Source organism: Serinicoccus profundi, assembly GCF_008001015.1.
Taxonomy (GTDB): Bacteria; Actinomycetota; Actinomycetes; order Actinomycetales; family Dermatophilaceae; genus Ornithinicoccus; species Ornithinicoccus profundi.
The window spans coordinates 1,533,821-1,554,318 of sequence record NZ_CP042862.1 but is presented as its reverse complement, the minus strand read 5'-3'; the positions used below and the strand labels follow the sequence as shown (position 1 = coordinate 1,554,318).

The 20,498-nt window shown below is 69.4% G+C and carries 19 protein-coding genes, 3 tRNA genes and 1 pseudogene; 9 read left to right on the top strand and 14 right to left on the bottom strand.

Annotation, left to right across the window (positions count from 1 at the left end; translation table 11 throughout):
* The first annotated feature begins 56 nt into the window (after window positions 1–56).
* Window positions 57–1,058, top strand: a complete 1,002-nt coding sequence (locus FA582_RS07110) for an SDR family NAD(P)-dependent oxidoreductase (RefSeq protein WP_147899777.1) — start codon at window positions 57–59, stop codon at window positions 1,056–1,058.
* Window positions 1,059–1,094: 36 nt separating this feature from the next.
* On the opposite strand, the gene FA582_RS07105 is transcribed toward FA582_RS07110, so the two are convergent.
* The 4 genes from FA582_RS07105 to FA582_RS07090 all read right to left on the bottom strand — a co-directional run bounded on the left by FA582_RS07105 (window position 1,095) and on the right by FA582_RS07090 (window position 4,909).
* On the bottom strand, window positions 1,095–2,276 hold the full coding sequence (locus FA582_RS07105) for a zinc-dependent alcohol dehydrogenase (RefSeq protein WP_010149236.1): 1,182 nt from the start codon (window positions 2,274–2,276) through the stop codon (window positions 1,095–1,097).
* Window positions 2,277–2,342: 66 nt separating this feature from the next.
* Complete coding sequence (locus FA582_RS07100; protein WP_141567763.1) at window positions 2,343–3,401, bottom strand: aromatic acid exporter family protein; 1,059 nt, start codon at window positions 3,399–3,401, stop codon at window positions 2,343–2,345.
* Between the two features lie 362 nt (window positions 3,402–3,763).
* Window positions 3,764–4,096 (bottom strand): glyoxalase superfamily protein, encoded by a 333-nt coding sequence (locus tag FA582_RS07095; RefSeq protein WP_084452504.1) that lies wholly within the window; start codon window positions 4,094–4,096, stop codon window positions 3,764–3,766.
* Between the two features lie 180 nt (window positions 4,097–4,276).
* Window positions 4,277–4,909: a maleylpyruvate isomerase family mycothiol-dependent enzyme gene (locus FA582_RS07090; RefSeq protein WP_010149368.1), complete on the bottom strand. Its 633-nt coding sequence runs from the start codon at window positions 4,907–4,909 to the stop codon at window positions 4,277–4,279.
* A 548-nt stretch (window positions 4,910–5,457) separates the two neighbouring features.
* Here FA582_RS07090 and FA582_RS07085 point away from each other — a divergent pair.
* The 3 genes and pseudogenes from FA582_RS07085 (at window position 5,458) to FA582_RS07075 (ending at window position 9,484) form a co-directional block, all read left to right on the top strand.
* Window positions 5,458–6,742 (top strand): annotated as a pseudogene (locus FA582_RS07085) (IS256 family transposase).
* 343 nt (window positions 6,743–7,085) lie between these two features.
* Window positions 7,086–8,192 (top strand): tyrosine-type recombinase/integrase, encoded by a 1,107-nt coding sequence (locus FA582_RS07080; protein ID WP_147899770.1) that lies wholly within the window; start codon window positions 7,086–7,088, stop codon window positions 8,190–8,192.
* Window positions 8,189–9,484, top strand: coding sequence for a tyrosine-type recombinase/integrase (locus FA582_RS07075; protein WP_147899702.1), 1,296 nt, complete (start codon window positions 8,189–8,191; stop codon window positions 9,482–9,484). Before FA582_RS07080 ends, FA582_RS07075 begins: the two co-directional genes overlap by 4 nt.
* Before the next feature lie 296 nt (window positions 9,485–9,780).
* Here the strand turns inward: FA582_RS07075 and FA582_RS07065 are convergent, their stop codons facing one another.
* The gene (locus tag FA582_RS07065) at window positions 9,781–9,981 is read right to left on the bottom strand and encodes a hypothetical protein (RefSeq protein WP_238705467.1); all 201 of its coding nucleotides are present in this window, start codon (window positions 9,979–9,981) and stop codon (window positions 9,781–9,783) included.
* A gap of 46 nt (window positions 9,982–10,027) precedes the next feature.
* Window positions 10,028–10,513 carry a hypothetical protein gene (locus FA582_RS07060; protein WP_010146849.1) on the bottom strand — a complete coding sequence of 162 codons (486 nt, stop codon included), beginning with the start codon at window positions 10,511–10,513 and terminating at the stop codon, window positions 10,028–10,030.
* A gap of 596 nt (window positions 10,514–11,109) precedes the next feature.
* On the opposite strand from FA582_RS07060, the gene FA582_RS07055 reads away from it, so the two are divergent.
* From FA582_RS07055 to FA582_RS07040, 4 genes are all read left to right on the top strand, one after another.
* Window positions 11,110–11,484 carry a GNAT family N-acetyltransferase gene (locus FA582_RS07055; protein WP_010146850.1) on the top strand — a complete coding sequence of 125 codons (375 nt, stop codon included), beginning with the start codon at window positions 11,110–11,112 and terminating at the stop codon, window positions 11,482–11,484.
* A 1-nt stretch (window position 11,485) separates the two neighbouring features.
* Entirely contained in the window at window positions 11,486–11,725 is a 240-nt protein-coding gene (locus tag FA582_RS17515) for a hypothetical protein (protein WP_338093017.1), read from the top strand.
* A 142-nt stretch (window positions 11,726–11,867) separates the two neighbouring features.
* Window positions 11,868–12,164 (top strand): addiction module antidote protein, encoded by a 297-nt coding sequence (locus tag FA582_RS07045; protein WP_010146851.1) that lies wholly within the window; start codon window positions 11,868–11,870, stop codon window positions 12,162–12,164.
* Window positions 12,165–12,362: 198 nt separating this feature from the next.
* Window positions 12,363–12,626, top strand: a complete 264-nt coding sequence (locus FA582_RS07040) for a hypothetical protein (RefSeq protein WP_141567526.1) — start codon at window positions 12,363–12,365, stop codon at window positions 12,624–12,626.
* A gap of 60 nt (window positions 12,627–12,686) precedes the next feature.
* Here FA582_RS07040 and FA582_RS07035 read toward each other — a convergent pair.
* The 4 genes from FA582_RS07035 to FA582_RS07020 all read right to left on the bottom strand — a co-directional run bounded on the left by FA582_RS07035 (window position 12,687) and on the right by FA582_RS07020 (window position 14,099).
* A tRNA-Val gene (locus tag FA582_RS07035) sits at window positions 12,687–12,761 on the bottom strand.
* Window positions 12,762–12,786: 25 nt separating this feature from the next.
* A tRNA-Cys gene (locus tag FA582_RS07030) sits at window positions 12,787–12,857 on the bottom strand.
* Between the two features lie 27 nt (window positions 12,858–12,884).
* Window positions 12,885–12,957: transfer RNA gene (locus tag FA582_RS07025), tRNA-Gly, on the bottom strand.
* 80 nt (window positions 12,958–13,037) lie between these two features.
* Window positions 13,038–14,099, bottom strand: coding sequence for a YihY/virulence factor BrkB family protein (locus tag FA582_RS07020; RefSeq protein ID WP_158640861.1), 1,062 nt, complete (start codon window positions 14,097–14,099; stop codon window positions 13,038–13,040).
* Window positions 14,100–14,253: 154 nt separating this feature from the next.
* Here FA582_RS07020 and glgX point away from each other — a divergent pair, with 154 nt between their 5' ends.
* A complete protein-coding gene (glgX, locus tag FA582_RS07015; protein ID WP_010146854.1) occupies window positions 14,254–16,383 on the top strand; it encodes a glycogen debranching protein GlgX in 2,130 nt (709 codons plus the stop codon).
* Window positions 16,384–16,386: 3 nt separating this feature from the next.
* On the opposite strand, the gene FA582_RS07010 is transcribed toward glgX, so the two are convergent.
* Genes FA582_RS07010 through FA582_RS06995 form a run of 4 tightly spaced genes read right to left on the bottom strand, consistent with a single transcriptional unit; the run spans window position 16,387 to window position 20,443 of the window.
* Complete coding sequence (locus FA582_RS07010) at window positions 16,387–17,442, bottom strand: polyphosphate kinase 2 family protein (RefSeq protein ID WP_010146855.1); 1,056 nt, start codon at window positions 17,440–17,442, stop codon at window positions 16,387–16,389.
* Window positions 17,443–17,473: 31 nt separating this feature from the next.
* Entirely contained in the window at window positions 17,474–18,109 is a 636-nt protein-coding gene (locus tag FA582_RS07005; protein ID WP_010146856.1) for a dihydrofolate reductase family protein, read from the bottom strand.
* A gap of 22 nt (window positions 18,110–18,131) precedes the next feature.
* The gene (locus FA582_RS07000) at window positions 18,132–19,331 is read right to left on the bottom strand and encodes an alpha/beta hydrolase (protein ID WP_010146857.1); all 1,200 of its coding nucleotides are present in this window, start codon (window positions 19,329–19,331) and stop codon (window positions 18,132–18,134) included.
* A gap of 8 nt (window positions 19,332–19,339) precedes the next feature.
* A complete protein-coding gene (locus FA582_RS06995; RefSeq protein WP_010146858.1) occupies window positions 19,340–20,443 on the bottom strand; it encodes an ATP-dependent DNA ligase in 1,104 nt (367 codons plus the stop codon).
* Between the last annotated feature and the right edge of the window lie 55 nt (window positions 20,444–20,498).

Sequence of the window (20,498 nt, the reverse complement as noted above, 5' to 3'; positions counted from 1 at the left end):
CCAGCGCAGCGCCGTTCCCGCTCGCGCGGCCGCGCCCCGGTGCCTACCGTCGAGGCATGGACACCCCCCACCGCCCCGTCGCGCTCGTCGCCGGCGCCTCCCGCGGGCTCGGCCTGCTCATCGCCACCGAGCTCGCCGCCCGCGGACATGACGTCGCGATCTGCGCGCGCGACCTCGAGGAGACCCAGCAGGGCGCCGAGCTGGCCCGAGAGCGGGCCCACGCCAGCTCCGGGGACCGGGCCGGCACCGTGCTGGCGTTCCGTTGCGATGTCGCCGACCGGGACGCTGTCGCGGACATGGTCGCGACGGTCGAGCGGGACCTGGGCCCGATCGAGGTGATGCTGCACGTCGCCGGCATCATCCAGGTCGGACCCGCCGAGGCCATGACGTTCGACCACTTCGACGAGGCCGTCGGCACCATGCTCACCGGCGCGGTCAACACGGTCTGGTCGGTGCTGCCGGGCATGCGCGCGCGTGACCGTGGCCGGATCGGCGTCGTCACCAGCATCGGTGGGGTCGTCGCGCCGCCGCACCTGCTCCCCTACGCCACGGCGAAGTTCGGCGCCGTCGGCTTCACCCAAGGTCTGGCCGCCGAGCTCGCCGGCACCGGGGTGAGCGCCACCTGCATCGTTCCCGGCCTCATGCGCACCGGCTCCCACGAGAACGCCCTCTTCACCGGCGACCGCGCTGCGGAGTATGCGTGGTTCGCGTCGGCCGCGTCCCTGCCGCTGCTGTCCATGGACGCCCGGCGCGCGGCCAGGCGGATGGTCGACGGCGTCCTGGCGGGCCGGCCGATGGTCACCCTCACCCCCTTGGCCGCCGTCGGCTCACGGGTGCACGGACTCATGCCGGCGACCACGATCCGGGTGATGGGCCTCACCTCGCGGCTGCTGCCCAGCGCGCCTGCCACCGGAGACACCACCACCCCCGTGCGGGGCAGTGCCGCAGCCGCCCGGCTCGGCTCCACGGCCTCCGCCGTCGTCGACCGGCTCACCGTGCTGGGAAGCCGGGCCGCCGCCCGGCTCAACCAGCGCGACCCCGGCGCGACGCTCTTCTGAGCACCGGCCGAGGCCACGAGAGGGACGTGCTCGTCCTCAGGGAGTCAAGACCACCTTGAGGCAGCCGTCGGCCTTATCGTTGAAGGTCTGGTACATCTCCGGTGCCTCCTCAAGCGACACCCGGTGGGTGGCCAGGCCCTCGAGGTCCAGCACGTCGGCCTCCTGGGAGACGAGGGCGTTGAGCTCGTCGGTCCAGCGGCGCACGTGACACTGGCCCATCCGCAGCTGGATGCCCTTGTCGAAGAGCTCCATCATCGGCATCGGATCGGCCATCCCGCCGTAGACACCGCTGATCGAGACGGTGCCACCACGGCGCACCGCGTCGATCGAGCCGTGCAGGGCCGCGAGCCGGTCGACGCCGGCGGTCTCGATGGCCTTGCGGGCGATCGGGCCGGGCAGCCGCTTCGCGACGGAGACCGCGGCCCCCAGCACCGGGCTGCCGTGGGCCTCCATACCGACCGCGTCCAGCACGCCGTCCGCGCCACGGCCCTCGGTGAGGTCTCGCACGGCCTGCCCGACCTCCTCGACCTCGGTGAGGTCGACGATCTCGGCACCGTGGTTGCGGGCTGCCTCGAGCCGCTCCGGCACCAGGTCGACCCCGATGACGCGTAGACCCTTGAGCTTCGCCGCCCGCACCGCGAGCTGACCGACCGGGCCCAGACCCATCACGGCGAGCGTCCCGCCCTCGGGCACGTCGGCATACTCCACGCCCTGCCAGGCGGTGGGCAGGATGTCGGAGAGGTAGAGCACCCGCTCGTCGGCGAGGCCGTGGTCCACCTTGACCGGGCCGAAGTCGGCGTGCGGGACGCGCACCATCTCGGCCTGGCCGCCGGGGACGGCGCCGTAGAGGCTGCTGAACCCGAACAGGCTCGCCCCCGTGCCCTGGTCCACGTTCTGGGTGGTCTCGCACTGGGCGAAGAGGCCGCGGCTGCACATCCAGCAGTGCCCGCAGCTGATGTTGAAGGGGACGACGACCCGGTCGCCGACGGCGAGGTTCTGCACGCCGCTGCCGACCTGCTCGACGATGCCCATGAACTCGTGGCCGAGGACGTCGCCCTGGGTCATGTACGCCCCGAGGACGTTGTAGAGGTGGAGGTCGGAGCCGCAGATGGCGGTCGAGGTGACCCGCACGATCGCGTCGGTGGGGTCCTGCAGGACGGGGTCGGGGACCTCTGTCACACGGACGTCGGTCAGGCCTTGCCAGGTGAGTGCACGCATCCCTCCATTCTAAGGAGCACGCATGCAGTCTGCAGGGTGAGTCGTCGCCCGGTCCCCGCATCGGCCTCAGCCGCCGGGGCGCTCCCCGCCGAGAAGATCGCTCTGCTGGAGGACCATGAGGCACTCGCGGATCGTCACGGCCAGGGCGCCGAAGAGGACGTGGTCGAGACCCGCGTCCCCGGGCGTGGAGCGCACTTGCTCCAGCAAGTGATCGATCTCCCTGACCGAGCGGTCCATGCTGTCGTGGTGCTGGCCGGGTCGGAGCGCGCCCTCGAACGTCTCGGCCGCCTGCTCGAGCACCGCTGCCGCCTGCCGCCGCAGGCGCGCGCCTGACTGTCCACGCGCAGCAGCTGACTCGGCCACGACGACCGAGACCGCTTCGAGCGCCGCAGCGCACCGGCTCACCGCCCCTGCGCGGGCCAGCGAACGCGCACCCGGGTGAGGAGGAAGCCGCGTCCGCAGATTGCCGCGCCGTGCCCGCCGCGCCTGCTCCACCGCGAGGCGCAGCCGGCCCCGGGACTCCGCGAGGGCCGGTGAGGGCCCGGTGCTGGAGGGCAGCAGCGCCTCCCCCTCCGAGGCTGCGACCAGTCGCCCGGCCTCGCGCCGCATCTCCTCGGGCAGGATCGTCAGGACGTGGTTGGTCGCGCGGTCCAGCTCATGGAGGCCCAACGGGGCCAGGAGCAGGATGTTGACCAGGATCCCGACGCCGGCTCCCAGTGGCACCTGCACGACATAGGCCAGCGCCATCGGTTCGGGCTGGGGTCCTCCGGCGGCGAGGACGAACAGCGCCGCCACGGGAGCCCACGTCCGTTGTCGGCCCAGGAGGGGCAGAGCGCTCAGGAGGATGCAGACGAGGACCGTCAGGCCGACGCTCCACGCACTGGACCAGGATGCGGCCTGCACCGCTACCGCGACGCTGACGCCGATCGCCACCGACCCGAGCACCTGGAGCGACTCTGTCGCAGACTGGACGACGAAGAGCCCGACGACGGTGAACGCGCCGAGGGCGGCGTAGTAGCTGTAGTCGCCCAGCGGGAGCGGGAGGAGCGAGCCGAGGAAGTAGGCCAACCCCGTGGCTACCCCAGCTTTGATCGCCGGGACCACGATGTCCTGCAGCCGCGTCAACAGACGACCGTGGCCCACCACGTCACTCCGTCCGCCCCTGAGTCAACCGCGCGACCTCATCCGTCTCGAGCTTCCGCGTCCACCGTAGCGGACCCGACCTGTCCGCCCTGGCGCCAGAAGGAAGCGCTGCTGCCCCCGGACCTCCCGCCCGAGGGCACGGCAGCCAGACACGAGGCGACCTCATCATCGCGGCCGGCGTGTCGAGGTTGGGGTGCCCGCTGCGGAAGCATCGGCAGTCACCGAGCCGACCGGCTCACCATAGACTCGAACCGCCTTTGCAGCTCCACGCTGCACGTCCGGCCCTCGGTGGGTGGGTTCGCCTCAGCGGTGGTGACAGACCGGATCCGCCGATGAGCGCGCACCTAGCCCGGAACAGTTGTCGCGACACGCACGCGGTTGCCATCGGGGTCACTAATTTCGCAGTCCCGCGCCCATGGCATGTCCTCGACGGCTGCGCCGAACTCGGCTGCAACTGCGTCGACATCGCTGACCCACAGATAGATCAGGCCTGGCCCCGACGCATCACCTTGGTGCTCCGAGAGGTAGATCTGGCACCCGTCCCGCTCGATCCCGACGAATCGGGGGAAGTCAGTCTCAAACTGGTGCCGGAAGCTCTCGACGAACCCCAGGCGCCGCCACCACGACAAAGCGTTGTCCGCGTCAGCTACAGGCAATATCGGTACGACGGTGGTCATGAGAGCAACGCTATCGAGCGACCCGTCTCCTGGCACTCATTTCGCCGCCCTGACGGCAAGGCGCGCAAGACCGCTCATGCCGCAAGGCGGGTGACCGCGCGGGAGCCGGAAGTGTTCCGCGCGCTCACTCCGGCGCACATCGTTACGTCGCCGCCTGGTCGTTGCCTGCGGGAGCGGCCCTCAGGCACGAGTGGCGAGCAGTTGCGCGCCTTCCCCCGTGAGCTCGTCAGAACCGGTCGGTCGACCGGACACGGCCAGTAGCAACACGATCGCGTGGCCACACACCTCGGGGCCTTCACCGATGGCTCGGCCGTGGGGTAGCGGGGTGAGTCGGATGCCGCGGACACGCTCCTTGCCTCCGCCGAACCCAGCACCGGTACGCACCATGTACTCCAGTGCCGTCATCACGTGTTCGCTCGGATAGTCGCTGTGGATGCCCAGCGGACGACGAATGTCCTCACCGTGCACATACGCCTCCACCAGACGGGTCGCCAACGGTCCAGGCGGGGTGTCCGTACGGTCTGTCACCGCACGGAACGCGTTCAACGTCTCGTAGGGGTCGATGGCCTTGTGCTTCTCCACACCATGGTCGTTCGCGCGGTCGAAGTCGAAGCGAGCGGTGACCATCTGGCGCACGAATCCGAGTCGGGTCGTGACCGCTGAGTCGATGAGATGGGCTACGACGTCGTGCACCGACCATCCGGGGCACAACGACGGTGTCTGCCACTGCTCCAGAGTCAGGCCCTCCAGATCTGAGACCAGTCGGCGTCGCTCCTCATGCACGGCCTGCCAGATAGCGGATCGATCACTCACGCAACTCTCCTTCACCAATATGCGACGGCTGTCCGTCACGACTTCCAGAATGAAGACTGCACGAGCGGTCGCGTCTCATCGCGGCCAGACCACGCACCGATGGAGGAGCAGACTCGCAGAACGCGCGCTCCTGCCGCCGTGGCGATGGTCATTGTGCAGGCGCCCGACTGATGTCACGCTGCCGATCATAAATCGAAAGAAACTCGGATGCTGGGTGCGACTCGGACACTCCTGGAGAGTTCTGGACCACGCCGACGCTGACCGACTTCTCGAGTGCCGCCGATGCGTGGATCTGAAGACGCCGACTCTCCCTGGCCCGCCGTCGGCTCGGACAGACGAGCGCGCCTAAAGGAGCCCCGCACCAGTAGATTGTCCTGTACGCCTGCTACACAGTTGCTGCCGCGGTGGGGGATCGAGCAATGATCAGAACCTGTGGATGGCTCTCGGCGGGGTGACGTGAAAGTGGCGTACCTCCCGAGCAAGATCTGAAGCCCATACAAGTTCTGATCAGGGTCGGCGTTGGAGCGCCGGCTCGGGAAGGTACGCCCATGCTCAAGGTAGTCCAGGAGAACACCGAGTCCAACGTCGACGCGACCGTGCACGGTGGGTCGTTGCTCGATGAGATCGTGCGTGACGGCGCCCGGCAGATGCTCGCGGCCGCGCTGCAGGCCGAGGTCGCGGCTTACGTCGAGCGGTTCGCCGGGGAGGTCGACGAGCACGGTCACCGGCTGGTGGTCCGCAACGGGTACCACGCACCCCGAGAGGTGACCACGGCCGCCGGCGCGGTCCCGGTGCGCCAACCGCGGGTCGACGACCGCCGGATCGATGAGGCCACCGGTGAGCGGAAGCGGTTCGGCTCGGCGATCCTGCCGGCGTGGGCCGTAAGTCACGCAGATGGCCGAGGTGCTGCCGCTGCTCTACCTGCACGGTCTGTCCTCCAGCGACTTCGGACCGGCGCTGACCCAGTTCCTCGGCACCTCGGCCGGACTGTCGGCCAAGACGATCACCCGGCTCACCGAGCAGTGGCAGGCCGAGGCCCTCGCCTTCAACCAGCGCTCCCTGGCCGGGACCGACTACGTCTACGTGTGGGTCGACGGGATCCACCTCAAGGTCCGCCTCACCCAGGACAAGGTCTGCCTGCTCGTCATGGTCGGGGTCCGCGCCGACGGCACCAAGGAACTGATCGCCCTGGACGACGGGCACCGGGAGTCCACCGAGTCCTGGGCCGACCTGCTGCGCTCGTGCAAGCGCCGGGGCATGGCCGCTCCGGTCCTGGCCGTCGGCGACGGCGCCCTAGGGTTCTGGGCCGCGCTGCGCGAAGTCTTCCCCACCACCCGCGAGCAACGGTGCTGGTTCCACCGGATCGCAAACGTGCTCAACGCCCTGCCCAAGTCCGCCCAGCCCGGCGCCAAGGCCGCGCTGGCCGAGATCTGGAACGCCGAGGACCGCGAGCACGCCGAGGCCGCCGCCAGGGCGTTCGCCGCCGACTACGGCACGAAGTGGCCCAAGGCGGCCGCGAAGATCACCGACGACCTGGACGTGCTGCTGGAGTTCTACGACTACCCGGCCGAGCACTGGGTGCATCTGCGTACGACCAACCCGATCGAGTCGACCTTCGCCACTGTCCGCCTCCGTCAGCGCGTCACCAAGGGTCCTGGCTCGCGCGCCGCGGGCATCGCGATGGCGTTCAAGCTCATCGAGTCCGCGCAACGACGCTGGCGCGCGGTCAACGCCCCGCACCTCGTGGCCCTCGTCCGCGCCGGCGCCACCTTCGAGCGCGGCAAGCTCGTCGAACGACCCGAGGAATCAGGACGCCAGCAAAACGTCGCATGACACGCCGATCCACAGGTCTTGACAATTACTCTGGGGGATCTGGCAAGGCCGACTAGCTAGTAGGGCTCTTCACGATCCAGGGTTCATTCGGATCTGGGATCCCCAGGTCTTGATGAGTGCTCGGGTGAGGTTGGGGACGCCGCGGGTCGCGCTGCGGGTGCTCGAACCGTCTTCTTTGGCTCCGATGGGCCCCACCTGCCGAGGTGTGGGCTCGACCCTAGGAGCATCGAGGCGCTCAATGAGATCCACACGAACGCACGCATCTGCTTGTTATGCACGTGATCTTCCGGGAGATTTCGACCAGCCGGTGTGGCTGATGGTCGAGGGACCGGGAGGTCGTGACATGTCGGGTCTGGATCCGTGTCTGGTCAGGTCGCGAGGGCCCTCGGGTGAGGTGCTGCTGCGGGTCGGGGTCGCCTGCGCGGACGACTACCTGGACTTCCTGTCCGGGCGGTGCCGGCCGAACACGGTCCTGGCCGCGGCGTACGACCTGAGGATCTTCCTGGGCGTGCTCGGCAAGGACCCGACCGAGGCGGTCCCGGCCGACGTGCTCGCCTTCATCACCGCCCAGCGCACCGGCCGGCCCGCCGGCGTCGTCCAGGGCCTGCCCCGGCACGGTGGTGGCGGGGTCGGGCCGGCCACGATCGCCCGGCGGGTCTCCACGATCTCCGGGTTCTACGCCTTCTTGCAGGTCCGCGGGGACGTGGTCACCAACCCGGTTCCCCGGGGGCTGCCGACCCGCCGGGAGAGATCCCGGCCCTCCCAGGGCGTGCCGTTGACCAGGCGGGTCCGGTCCCTGCCGCAGATCCTGGCCCCAGCCGAGGTCGACGCCCTCACCGGCGCCCTGCGCACCCACCGGGACCGGGCCATGGTCGCGGCGATGGTGCTCGGCGGGCTGCGCCGCTGCGAGGTCCTGGGCCTGCGCCTGGAAGACCTGCGCCTCGCCGAACGGCGGGTGTTCATCGCCGAGGGCAAGGGCGGACGGCAACGCATCGTGCCCGTCTCGGCCAGGTTCTTCACCGCGGTCGCCGACTACCTGACCACCGAACGTCCCGCCGACGCCGCGACCGACCGGTTGTTCGTCGTGCTCAAGGGTCCCACCCGCGGGCAACCGCTGACCGTGCGCGGCATCGACCAGGTCCTGACCGGTGCCCGGGCCCGCGCGGGCCTGTCCCACGGCACCTGCCACGAGCTGCGGCACACCTGCCTGACCCGGCTGCGGGAGGCCGGGATGGCCCTGGAGGCCGTCCAGGCACAGGCCGGGCACGCCTCGATCGAGTCCACCCGGATCTACCTGCACCTGGCCGACGACTGGTTGGCCTCCCAGTACCGCAGGGCCGCCGAGGTCATCGACGCCCAGGTCTTCGCCGGCACCCCCGGCGCCCTCCCGACCCTCACACCGCCCGCCGGTGAGCGACCGGCGCTGCCGGGGTTCCGGAGGCTGCGATGAGCACCACCGCTCTGCCGGTCCGGTTCGACCCCGGGCAGGACCAGCGCGGCGGCGCCGCACCGGTCGCGACCTGGGACCAGATCGCCGCCGAGCTGCCCATGGTCGCGGCCACCATGCAGGCCTACCTGACCCAGATCGCCTGCGTGCTGCGCCCGGGCAGCGTCAACGGCGCCGACCAGTCGCTGCGCTGCTTCGCCACCTACCTGCTCACCCACACCCCGGCCCTGGCCTGCGTGGCCGACATCGACCGGTCCACCATCGAGGCCTACAAGCCGTGGCTGGCCGCACGCCCCGGCCGCGGCGGCGCCCCGCTGGGCCTGGCCACCATCGCCGGCCGGCTCGGCACGCTGCGGATGTTCTTCATCCGGATCGCCGAGTGGGACTGGGACGACGCCCCGGCCCGGGTGCCGATGTTCTCCGGGGACCTGCCCCGCCAGGACCGGCCCCTGCCCAAAGCACTGGACGACCCGAGCGCCGCCCGGCTGCTGCGCGCCGCCCAGGCCCAGCCCCGGATGCTGCTGCGCGTGACCGTGGAGGTGCTGCTGCGCACCGGTCTGCGGGTCAGCGAGTACACCGCGCTGCCCGCCGACGCGCTCGTGCACATCGGCGCCGGACCCTGGCTGCACGTCCCGGTCGGCAAGCTGCACCAGGACCGCTACCTGCCCCTGCACCCGCACGTGGTGACTCTGATCCAGGACTACCGGGCCACCCACGTCGACCCCACCCACCCGCTGCTGCTGCCCAGGGAGAACGGCCGGGCGCTGGACCGGCACACCGTCACCCGGATGATCAACAAGGCCGGCGCCGCCGCCGGGCTGGGCCACATCCACCCCCACCAGCTGCGCCACACCCTGGCCACCCAGGCCATCAACCGCGGCATGTCCCTGGAAGCCATCGCCGCGATGCTAGGCCACTCCTCGATGGACATGACCCTGCGCTACGCCCGCATCGCCAACCGCACCGTCGCGGAGGAGTACTTCGCCGTCACCGACAAGGTCGACGCCCTCTACAACGACCCCGCCCAGCTGCCCGCCGACGCCCTCGGACCCAACATGGCCCGCCTCCGTCGCGAGCACTCCCGAATGCTCGGCAACGGCTACTGCACCAGGCCCCCCGAGCTCGACTGCGCCTTCGAGTCGATCTGCGAGACCTGCACCTTCTTCCAGACCACCATCGCCTTTCGCCCCACTCTCCAGGCCCAGCAGGACGACGCCCACGCCAAGGGCCAGACCCACCGAGCCCAGCTCTTCACCCAGCTCCTGAACAACCTCGAGAACGGCGAAGCATCATGAACCACCCCCACCCCCATCACGTGCATAATGCCGCTCTTCGTGTGGTCAGTCTCGGCCGAAGCGCTGGTAAGCGGCCTGGCGGTGGTGTCGAGCGCGGCGCCGATCATGGTCCAGGAGTCACCCGCCTCGCGTGCGTCCTTGACCGCGTCTCGCAACTCCTGCTCCGCATCCGCCATGGACTTGCGGGCAGCAAGGATCCGGCGGAAGTGCACCGCGTCGCGAGCCGGGTGCGTGTCAACCTCAACCTGGCCCAGCCCGGTCGAGTCATCGTGCTTCGTGACAGTCATCGCTTCTCCTCACCTCAGGTAGTCATAGAACTTCGGTCTCAGCCGATCTGCGTGGATGATCCGGGTCGGCTCACCTGCGGGCACTGCCACGAGCTCAAGCAGGTGGCCATGCTGGTCTGCTCCGATCACCAGCAGCCGGTCCTCACCGGCGTACTCGTATTCGACCACTCTCATCGCGTTCAGCCACGCGTGCTCGATCTCCTCGTCCACGATCCCGCGCTTACGCGCCGAATCTCGGATCTCCACGCGTCCGAGTTCAGCTGATGGGCGTCTCGCGTGTGGCGTTGACCCACTCGATGACTCTTGCGGCGGACTCCGCCGGCGATACGCCAACCGTGTCCAGAACTAAGTGTGGGTGCTGAGCGAGGAGCTCGCTGGCCACGCCGTGACCATCGACAGAGGTCATCTGCCAGTCGGTCTCCATCTGCCTCACGTTGTCGTCCGACCATTCGACATCTCTTTTCGATGCCTTGTGCAGGAGTCGCTCGTCCGTACAGTTACGCCGCAACCGCGTGTTCAGATCTGCCCGCAGCTCTACGAAGGCAACGTTCTCGAAGATGCTGATGTACGAGGCGATCTCCGCTAGATCGTCCTGGGAGTCGGGCGCCCAGACGATGGAGAAGATCAGATCGATGTCATGCTGGGCGGCTTCCTCTAACACGCGGCGTCGGAACTCGGTATTGAGAATGTTGAAGGGCGGGGTCCCGTAGCCGAAGGTCTCGAGGAGCGGTTCGATCGTCATGTGGTTGTGGAACAAGCGGAACTAACTGTTCGCAGCGACTGAACGGCCTACCGTCATCTTTCCGACAGCGGGAGGCCCGAACAGCAGCACAAGCATCGCCCCAGTATGACACCCGCCCAGCAGACCGCCTGGGGGGTGGGCCTCGCTCGCATAGTCCGGCTCTCGGCAGCCCCATGCCACCTCCACCGAGGATAAACGCGCCATCTGCCGCTGCGAGTGTGGCCCATCAGTCCGGCGAGGGGTCGAAGGTTTCATCCCGGACCCGTCGAGACTCCTCCCTGCTCAGCCATACGACGTGGTACTCGACGCCTACGTACTGGAAACATCCGCTGAGCCAGTCATCGGCGAACAACATGTAGCCTTGAACTCAGCGATGTCCTGCTCTAGTTCAGGCCGAAGAACGTCTCCGCCTCCAGGTAGACACGTGCGTACTCCACTCCGCCATCTTCGAGCACGAGCCCTGCGCGATCACGGAACGGGTCAAGACGCGCATCACATGCCTCTGCGGGCGGTGGCTTCCAAGGCATGCTCGATTCTTTCAGACCGCCCCCCGGAAATCGAGTGACGGCTGAACTTGTTCCGCGTACGTTGCGCCCATGAGGACCATCACCACCGCCCGGCTGATCCTGCGACCGTGGGAGCCCGATGATGTCGACTTCCTGCTCAACCTCGAAGGGCGTTGGGACGTCGTGCGTTACCTGGGGGCTGACCCGTCCACGCTCGACTCACGAGACGACGCGCTGGCATCTATCGGTCGCCGACGACGCATCAGCGATCACCCGATCCACGGCATCTGGATCATCACTGACACACTTGCCCGGGGGCAGCGCCGCATCATCGCCGTCACTCACCCCGACAATGCCGCCTCACGGGCCGTTTGCCGCCGGGTCGGCATGCGCCACCTCGGCCAGACCACGAGATACATGGACACCGACTGCGAGCTCTTCGAGATCAAACCGGCAACAATCTGACATGCCGCGCAGCGTGTCGAGGGCGCCCCAGATCGAGACCTGGAGGGCCATAGCGGTGTCGACTATAGTCGACACATGGTCGACGTCTTCACTACCCGACGACTTCGACCGGTGGTTGCGCAAGCTGAAGGACAGACAGGGACGCCTGCGGATCCTGACCAGGATCGACCGCCTCGCCCACGGCAGCGGCGGCGACGTCAAGACGGTCGGTCAGGGCGTCCTGGAACTTCGGCTGACCTAGGGACCCGGTTCCAGGGTCTACTACGCACAACGCGGCAACCGTGTGCTGCTCCTGCTCTGCGGAGGCGACAAGTCGACGCAGCAGAGCGACATCACCAAGGCGCACCAGCTCGCTGCCGAGTGGCACGCGACGGAGGACGATCATGACCACTGAGAAATACACCCGCTTCGAGCCCGCCGACTACCTCGCCGACATCGACGACGTCGCGGCCTACCTGCAGATCGCTCTGGAAGATTCGGCTGAGGACCCCAGTGCAGTGCCCCGCGCCCTCGGAGTCATCGCCCGCTCGGGCAACATGAGCGAACTGGCCCGCCGAGTCGGGATGAGCCGCGACGGGCTCTACAAGGCCCTGTCTGACCAGGGCAATCCCACCTGGTCCACCGTGCTGAGGGTCTCAGAGGCACTAGGCCTCAAGCTCACCTTCCACGCCGTCGCATAAGCCTCGGGCCACTCACCGCAGGCCGCTCCTTTGACGAACACTTACCCGGCCGCGGACATCCGCAGATGGCTCACTTCGATCGACTGGCTCGCAACGCCCTCACCATGGGCGGTACGCGCGGATTCGGACGAAAGTTCCGCCGAGGAGCTCGCTTCTGCCGCTGTGCCAGAATGCGGCATGGCGCGGGTGGTGCGGTTCATGTTCGACTACGGGCACGCGTGGCCGCTGTGGGAGAACGGAACCGACAAGTACGCCATGGAACCCAGCGACTACGAGTTGTCGCCAGACCTCACGGAGCGACTGCAGTCCTGTTACGAGTACTGGGAGGCTCACTGCGACCTCGAGGGTCAATGGGACGCGCCGGACAGTCGTGACCGCTGGCTCGCGAATACCGACCAGGCCATCGCCATCCTGCGGTGGGAGGTCTCGAGCTTCGCAGACGTCAGAGACGAACGGGACTGAGGCGTTCGCCCACGACAAAGCCCCTGACCGGCATATGTGCTGGTCAGGGGCTTGTTGTACTGGTGGACGATACTGGGATCGAACCAGTGACCTCTTCCGTGTCAAGGAAGCGCGCTACCGCTGCGCCAATCGTCCCTACGCGGTGGGGACCGCGTGTGCGAGGTGGAGACGGGATTCGAACCCGTGTATACGGCTTTGCAGGCCGCTGCCTCGCCACTCGGCCACTCCACCGTGAGGCATATGGTGGTGCTGCCTCAGAGCGGATGACCGGGCTCGAACCGGCGACCTCAACCTTGGCAAGGTTGCGCTCTACCAACTGAGCTACATCCGCCTGCTCCGCTGTCACCAGCGGCGCGAGAAGAAACATTAGCCGACGTCTCGCGCGGTTCCAAATCTCCCCCGCCGTCCGTGTCATCGCGGGCCCGGGATGCCGTCCATGGCCGCGATCCGACGCTCCTCCTCCTCATCCGTCGGGGCGTCAGCCGCGAGCTCCGCCCGCCGCGAGGCCCGTCGGGCGTCCCGCGTCGCCCGCCGCTCCTCCCACCACTCGTTGACCCGCGCCTTGGGCCCGCGGTACTCCGGCGGCGGCCAGAGGCGGCGGATCGCCGCGTTGAGCGAGGCGCCGACGAGCACCGCGAAGGAGAGGAAGTAGAGGTAGACCATGAGGATGATCGGGGCGGTGAGCGGCCCGAAGACGGAGAAGCCGCCGGCCGCCATCTCGGCCCACCGCCGGATGAGGATCGAGCTGATGACCCAGAAGACGATCGTCAGCAGCGCTCCGGGCAGGTCACGCCAGAACGGCGAGCGCACCGGGGTCGAGACGTGGAAGAGCCCCGTGAGGCTGACGATGCCGAGCACGCCCACGAGGGGCCAGTAGAGCTCGACGAGCAGGTCGAGCTCGGTCGGCAGCCAGCGCAGCAGGTAGCCCGGTCCGATGAGCAGCAGCGGCAGCGTGAGGCCCATGACCACGATCGAGGCGAGGTATGCCGTGAGCGAGAGCACGCGGGCCCCCACCGGTCCGCGGGCGCCCCCTTGTCCATACATGATCGAGATCGCGTCGAGGAAGATGTGCAGCGCCCGGGACCCCGACCACAGGGCGATGAGGAAGCCGACGGAGAGGTAGTCACCGCGGCGCGCAGTGAGAGTCTGCTCGAAGGTCGGCATGATGACCTGCTCGACCGCCTCGGGAGTGAGGAAGGTCAGCGACCACTGCTCCAGGGCGCTGCTCATCCGCAGCAGCGTCTGCGGGCCGAGCCACTCCGAGGCGAAGCCGGCGCCCGCCACGAGAGCCACGAGCAGCGGTGGGAGCGACAGGAGGGTGAAGAAGGCCGCCTCGGCGGCGAGCCCGGTGGCGCGGTAACGGAAGGCGACGACCGCGGTCTCCGCCGAGAGCCGCACGAAGGGCACCGCGCCGGGGACGGGGGCGATCACCCGGCGCAGACGCCGCCGGAACGTCGCGTCCACCACAGTCACAGCGATCACGCTAGCCCCAGGCTGCGCAGAACTCCGGGAGGCGTGCCGGGCCGGCCTCCCCGCCGGGACGGGGCCGAGCCCTACACTGGAGTGCTGGTGACAACGCGGTCAGCCCTCCCCCGTGACACCTGCAACAGAAAGGCCCGACCACCCGATGGAACTCTGGCCCGGCTCGGCATACCCGCTGGGCGCGACCTTCGACGGCCGCGGCACCAACTTCGCCCTCTTCTCCGAGCACGCGACCGGCGTCGACCTCTGCCTCGTCAACGACCGCGCGATCGAGACCACGATCCCCCTGACCGAGGTCGACGCGCACGTCTGGCACGGCTACGTCCCCAACTGCCAGCCCGGGCAGCGCTACGGCTACCGCGTGCACGGCCCCTACGAGCCCTCTGCGGGTCACCGGTTCAACCCGCACAAGCTGCTGCTCGACCCCTACGCCAAGGCGATCGCGGGGCAGATCCGCGGCCACCAGGGCCTGTTCGCCTACGACTTCGGCGACCCCTCCTCCTACAACACCGACGACTCGGCGCTGCACACGATGACCTCGGTCGTCATCAACCCGTTCTTCGACTGGGGTCATGACCGACCGCCCAAGCACGCCTACCACGACAGCGTCATCTACGAGGCGCACGTCAAGGGCCTGACGATGAACCACCCCGAGGTGCCGGAGGAGATCCGCGGCACCTACGCCGGCGTGGCACACCCGGCCGTCATCGAGCACCTCACCAGCCTCGGCGTGACCGCGCTGGAGCTGCTGCCCGTGCACCAGTTCGTCAACGACCCGCACCTGCAGGACAAGGGCCTGAGCAACTACTGGGGCTACAACACCATCGGCTTCCTCGCCCCGCACAACGCCTACTCCGCCTACGGCCACCGCGGCCAGCAGGTCACCGAGTTCAAGTCGATGGTCAAGACGCTGCACGAGGCGGGCATCGAGGTCATCCTCGACGTCGTCTACAACCACACCGCCGAGGGCAACCACCTCGGCCCCACGCTGTCCTTCCGCGGCATCGACAACGCCAGCTACTACCGGCTCGTCGACTTCGACAAGGCGCACTACTACGACACCACGGGCACCGGCAACAGCCTGCTCATGCGCTCGCCGCACGTGCTGCAGCTCATCATGGACAGCCTGCGCTACTGGGTGACCGAGATGCACGTCGACGGCTTCCGCTTCGACCTGGCCGCCACCCTGGCCCGGCAGTTCCACGAGGTCGACAAGCTGTCCGCGTTCTTCGACATCGTGCAGCAGGACCCGGTGATCTCCCAGGTCAAGCTCATCGCCGAGCCGTGGGACCTCGGCGACGGCGGCTACCAGGTCGGCAACTTCCCCCCGCTGTGGACCGAGTGGAACGGCCAGTACCGCGACACGGTCCGCGACTACTGGCGCGGCGCGCCGGCCACGATGGGCGAGTTCGCCTCCCGGATCACCGGCTCCAGCGACCTCTACGAGCACAGCGGACGACGCCCGTATGCCTCGATCAACTTCGTCGTCGCGCACGACGGGTTCACCCTCGCCGATCTCGTGTCCTACAACGACAAGCACAACGACGCCAACGGCGAGGGTGGCGCCGACGGCGAGAGCCACAACCGGTCGTGGAACTGCGGCGTCGAGGGCCCGACCGACGACCCGCAGGTGCGCGCGCTGCGGCTGCGGCAGCAGAAGAACTTCCTGGCCACCCTCATGCTCAGCCAGGGCGTCCCCATGCTGGCCCACGGCGATGAGATGGGCCGCACCCAGCACGGCAACAACAACGTCTACGCCCAGGACAACGAGCTGGCCTGGATGGACTGGGAGCTCGACCCCGACCAGACCGAGCTGCTCGACTTCACCTCCCGGCTCATCGAGCTGCGCCGCGAGCACCCGGCCTTCCGGCGGCGCCGCTTCTACCTCGGCGACGCCGAGCACGGCGGGCAGAGCGACCTCGGCGACATCCAGTGGTACTCCCCCGCCGGCGCGGTGATGACCGAGGAGCGCTGGCACAGCCACGAGCAGGCCGTCATGGTCTTCCTCAACGGCGAGGCCATCAGCGAGCGCGACGACCGTGGCCGCCCGGTCACCGACGACCACTTCCTGCTGCTCTTCAACGGCCACCACGAGGCCGTCGACTTCACCGTGCCCGACGGGATGAACACCCCGACCTGGCAGGTGGTCGTCGACACCAGTGGTGACGACCTCGACGACGACATCCCCTGGGAGACCGGCGGCACCCACGAGGTCCCGGCCCGCGCGGTCGTCGTGCTCCAGGCGACGCCGCAGCCCGAGCTCAACGCCGACTGAGGCTCACACCTCGGAGGCGGCGAGCCTCTCGGTCTGCTCGGCGACGTCGAAGTCGGCCTCCGGCCACGCGAGGTCCAGCCCGCGCAGGTGCTCCAGGAGCAGCTGCTGGACGGCGAGCCGGGCATACCACTTGCGGTCGGCGGGCACGACGAACCACGGGGCGTGCTCGGTGCTGCACCGTTCGAGCAGCGCCTGGTATGCCTCCTGGTAGTCGGGCCAGAACTCGCGCTCGTCGAGGTCACCGGGGTTGAACTTCCAGTGCTTGTCGGGCCGCTCCAGCCGCTCGGCGAGGCGCGCCTTCTGCTCCTGCGGGCTGATGTGCAGCATGACCTTGATGATCGTCACGCCGTCGGCCGCGAGCTTCTCCTCGAAGGCGTTGATCGTGGCGTAGCGACGCCGCCACTGGCCGGGCGGCACGAGGTCGTGGACCCGCACGATGAGGACGTCCTCGTAGTGGGAGCGGTCGAAGACCCCGATCATCCCCGGGCCCGGCAGCGCCTGCCGGATCCGCCAGAGGAAGGGATGCTTCTTCTCCTGCGCGGTCGGTGCCTTGAAGGCCGTGAGCTCCACCCCCTGCGGGTCGACGGCACCGACGACGTGGCGCATGATGCCGCCCTTGCCGGAGGTGTCCATCCCCTGGACGACGAGCAGCACCCGCTTGCGGCCACCGGCCCTGGACTCGGCGTAGAGCTGCTCCTGGAGGGTGTCGAGCTCGGCGTCGGCGGCGGCCAACGCCTCCTTGCCCGCCTGCTTGTCGCCGTCGAAGGCGGGAGTGGAGCGCGGGTCGAGGTCCGCCAGGACGACCCCATCCCCCACCCGCAGCGCCTCGGTGTATGACGTCCCGCCTGCCGGCGCGGCCTTCGCTGCCACCTCGTTCTTCGGCGTCGCGTTCTTCGGCGTCGCGTTCTTCGACTCCGTGCTCTTCGACGCCTTCCCCTGGGCCTTGCCACTGCCCTTGCCCTTCGGCGCCTTGCCCGTGACGGGGGCGGGCGCCTCGACGGTGCCCTTGACGCCCTTCGACGTGGTCTTCGCCTTCGACTTCTTCGACTTCTTGGCCATCAGCGCAGTCTGGCAGAAGCCAGGGCGCCCGTCAGCGCAGACGCGTCCTCAGCAGCAGGTCGCCATCCCACTCGAGCAGGTGCGTCAGCTCACCGGCTGGAGCCTCCAACGAGGTGCTGGGCGGGGTCAGCAGCGGCCCGTCACCACCTGCCAGGACGGGGCGCACCGTCACGCACAGCTCGTCGACCGCGCCGTCGGTCACCCACGCACCGAAGAGCTCAGGACCGCCCTCCAGCACGACCCGGCTCCAGCCGTGCTCGAGGCAGACCTCCCGCACCCGGTCGGGGGTGACATGCTGGCCCTCGCCCGAGAGGACGAGGACCTCCGGGTGATCGGAGAGCGACTCGGGCACGTCACCACCGCGGGTCACCACGAGAAGGGTGGGGCCCTCGAGGGGGCCGTAGCCCTCCGTGCGCGCGGTCCCGGCCCCGACCACCACGACCTGCGCCCAGCGCCGCAGCGTCCCGAAGGCCGCATGGTCGCCCTCCGACCCCTCGTTGAGGCTGCCGCTGCTGCCGTCGGGACCGGTCGCCCGGCCGTCGAGGGTCGTGATGAAGCCGCCGCGCACCCACACGTCGCCCTCGCGCATGGGTGGCACGGCATACCACTCGTCGAGCTGCTCCTCGCTCAGCGGCCCGCGGCCCGAGCGCACCTGCGCGCCGCTCATCCGCAGCCTCCCCGCCCGGCCGTCATCGCACGAAGGAGGCCACGAGGTCCTCCCACAACGAGGGGTTGGTGTTCCACTCCTGGCAGTGCCGCGCCTGCGGCCAGACGAAGGTCTGCACGAGGCCGGGACGACGACGAGCGAGGTCCTGCGACGGGCCGAAGGGCACCGTCTCATCGGTCGCCGAGTGGATGATGAACATCCGGTGCGTGACCTCCTCGGCCCGGTCGACCCAGTTGGTGGCCGCCACGTCCACCGGCTCAGCCACGCGCAGCAGGTGCCGGGAGGCCTTGCTGCGCAGCAGACCTCGGGCCAGCTGCTCGACCGGCCGCGGGATGAAGTGCAGGTCGGCCTGGTGCGCCAGCACCGATCCCCAGTCGATGACCGGGCCGTTGAGCAGCACCCGCTGCACGCGGTGGGCCACGTCGGAGCGGTTGAGCGCCTGGAGCACGATCGCGCCGCCCATCGACCAGCCGATGAGGACGATCCGTCGGGCGCCGTGGGCGAGGGCATACCTCATCGCCGCGTCGATGTCGCGCCACTCCGAGAGGCCGAGGCTGTAGCGACCGTCAGAGGACGGCGGGGCCCCGATGTCGTTGCGGTACATCGGGATCAGACAGGTGTAGCCCAGCCGGTGCAGCACCGGCACGGCCCGCAGGGTCTCCCCGCGCTGGGCGCTGCGCCCGTGGACGAGGATCGCCCAGTCGTCCTGGTGCACCCCGGCCGTCCGGGCCCCCGGCACCCTCCACGTCGGCAGGTCCCCGACGTCGGAGGTGACGACGACGTCCTCGTGCTCCAGCCCGAGGGCCGAGCCGGGGTCGCCGCAGTAGAAGTACTTGTTCCACCGGGCCGGGCCGGGGGCAGGCTCCCCGAGGTCGACCCCCAGCAGCTCGCGGGTGACCACGGTGTGGCGACGGCCCGACCTGCCGCCCTCCTCCTCGTGGGCGGGCTCGAGGACCTCCCCGATCCGGGCGTGCCCGACCCCGCCGTCCAGCCAGAGACCGTAGCGGCCCTGCGAGGTGGTCTGGGGGTCGGCACGCAGGGTGATGGTCCCGGCCTGCCGGTCGGTCGAGACGACGGTGACGTCGTCCTTCTTCTCGTGCTCGGGGGTGATGACGCGGTGGGCGAAGTAGGTCGCCGTGCCCATCGAGACCGCACCTCCGAGCGCGGCCCCGCCGGCCACCGCGGTGCCGACCGCGGCGGCCCGACCGGCGGTCGTCGTCATCCGCCCCGTCACCGCGGCCCCTCGCCCAGGTCGGCAGCTGCGGTCACCGGCGCACCGAGCACGTCGGTCAGCGGGAAGTCGACCGGCTGGTCGAGCTGGTCGTAGGTGCAGCTCTCGGGCTCGCGGTCCTCGCGCCAGCGCAGGAAGTGCGCGGTGTGCCGGAACCGGTCACCCTCGAGGTAGTCGTACTTCACCTCCACCACCCGCTCCGGGCGCAGCGGGGTGAAGGAGAGGTCCTTGCCCGCGGCCCAGCGCGACCCCTCGCTCTTGCGGGGGGTGTCGGCCTGCGCGTGCGCGGCCCAGTCCCACGGGTGGCCCTCGAACCCGGTGACCAGGGGCTGCAGCTCGGTGAAGAGCTCGCGGCGGCGCGCCATCGTGAACGAGGACGACACCCCGACGTGGGCCAGCCGCCCCTGCGGGGTGAAGATGCCGAGCAGCAGCGAGCCGATCGCCTCCTCACTGGACTTGTGGGTGCGGTAGCCGGCGACCACGCAGTCGGCCGTCCGGGTGTGCTTGAGCTTGGTGAGGACGCGCTTGTTGGGCTGGTAGGTCTCCTCGGGGTCCTTGCCGATGATGCCGTCGAGCCCGGCCCCCTCGAAGTCGACGAACCACCGCATCGCGAGGTCGAGGTCGTCGGTGAGCGGCGACAGGTGCACCGAGCCCGCGCTGACCGCGGGCAGGATCGACTCGAGCCGGGCGCGGCGCTCGCGGAACGGCATACCGGTGAGGTCCTCCTCGCCCAGGGCGAGCAGGTCGAAGGCCACGAAGGCCGCCGGCGTCGCCTCGCTGAGCATCCGCACGCGCGAGTCGGCCGGGTGGATGCGCTGACCGAGGGCCTCGAAGTCGAGGCGGTCCCCGCCGGGTGAGGACACGACGATCTCCCCGTCGAGGACGCACCGCTGCGGCACTTCGGCCCGGATCGCCTCGACGAGCTCGGGGAAGTAGCGGGTCATGGGCTTCTCGTTGCGCGACCCCAGCTCGACCTCCTCACCGTCGCGGAAGACGATCGAGCGGAAGCCGTCCCACTTCGGGTCGTAGAGCCAGCCCTGCGGCAGCGCCGCCGCGGGCTTGGCGAGCATCGGCTTGACCGGGGGCATGACGGGCAGGTCCACGGGGCCAGTGTGCCCGATGGTGCCGACAGACGTCGGGTATGCCGTCGTCCCCGCG

Coding starts and splice junctions, on each gene's coding strand:
- FA582_RS07045 (WP_010146851.1), top strand. CDS start 11,868: ATGACCACTGAGAAATACACCCGCTTCGAGCCCGCCGACTACCTCGCC.
- FA582_RS07040 (WP_141567526.1), top strand. CDS start 12,363: ATGTTCGACTACGGGCACGCGTGGCCGCTGTGGGAGAACGGAACCGAC.
- FA582_RS07095 (WP_084452504.1), bottom strand. CDS start 4,096: ATGACCACCGTCGTACCGATATTGCCTGTAGCTGACGCGGACAACGCT.
- FA582_RS07060 (WP_010146849.1), bottom strand. CDS start 10,513: ATGACGATCGAACCGCTCCTCGAGACCTTCGGCTACGGGACCCCGCCC.
- FA582_RS07055 (WP_010146850.1), top strand. CDS start 11,110: ATGAGGACCATCACCACCGCCCGGCTGATCCTGCGACCGTGGGAGCCC.
- FA582_RS07110 (WP_147899777.1), top strand. CDS start 57: ATGGACACCCCCCACCGCCCCGTCGCGCTCGTCGCCGGCGCCTCCCGC.
- FA582_RS07080 (WP_147899770.1), top strand. CDS start 7,086: ATGTCGGGTCTGGATCCGTGTCTGGTCAGGTCGCGAGGGCCCTCGGGT.
- FA582_RS07105 (WP_010149236.1), bottom strand. CDS start 2,276: ATGCGTGCACTCACCTGGCAAGGCCTGACCGACGTCCGTGTGACAGAG.
- FA582_RS07005 (WP_010146856.1), bottom strand. CDS start 18,109: ATGAGCGGCGCGCAGGTGCGCTCGGGCCGCGGGCCGCTGAGCGAGGAG.
- FA582_RS17515 (WP_338093017.1), top strand. CDS start 11,486: ATGCCGCGCAGCGTGTCGAGGGCGCCCCAGATCGAGACCTGGAGGGCC.
- FA582_RS07075 (WP_147899702.1), top strand. CDS start 8,189: ATGAGCACCACCGCTCTGCCGGTCCGGTTCGACCCCGGGCAGGACCAG.
- FA582_RS07010 (WP_010146855.1), bottom strand. CDS start 17,442: ATGGCCAAGAAGTCGAAGAAGTCGAAGGCGAAGACCACGTCGAAGGGC.
- glgX (WP_010146854.1), top strand. CDS start 14,254: ATGGAACTCTGGCCCGGCTCGGCATACCCGCTGGGCGCGACCTTCGAC.
- FA582_RS07000 (WP_010146857.1), bottom strand. CDS start 19,331: ATGACGACGACCGCCGGTCGGGCCGCCGCGGTCGGCACCGCGGTGGCC.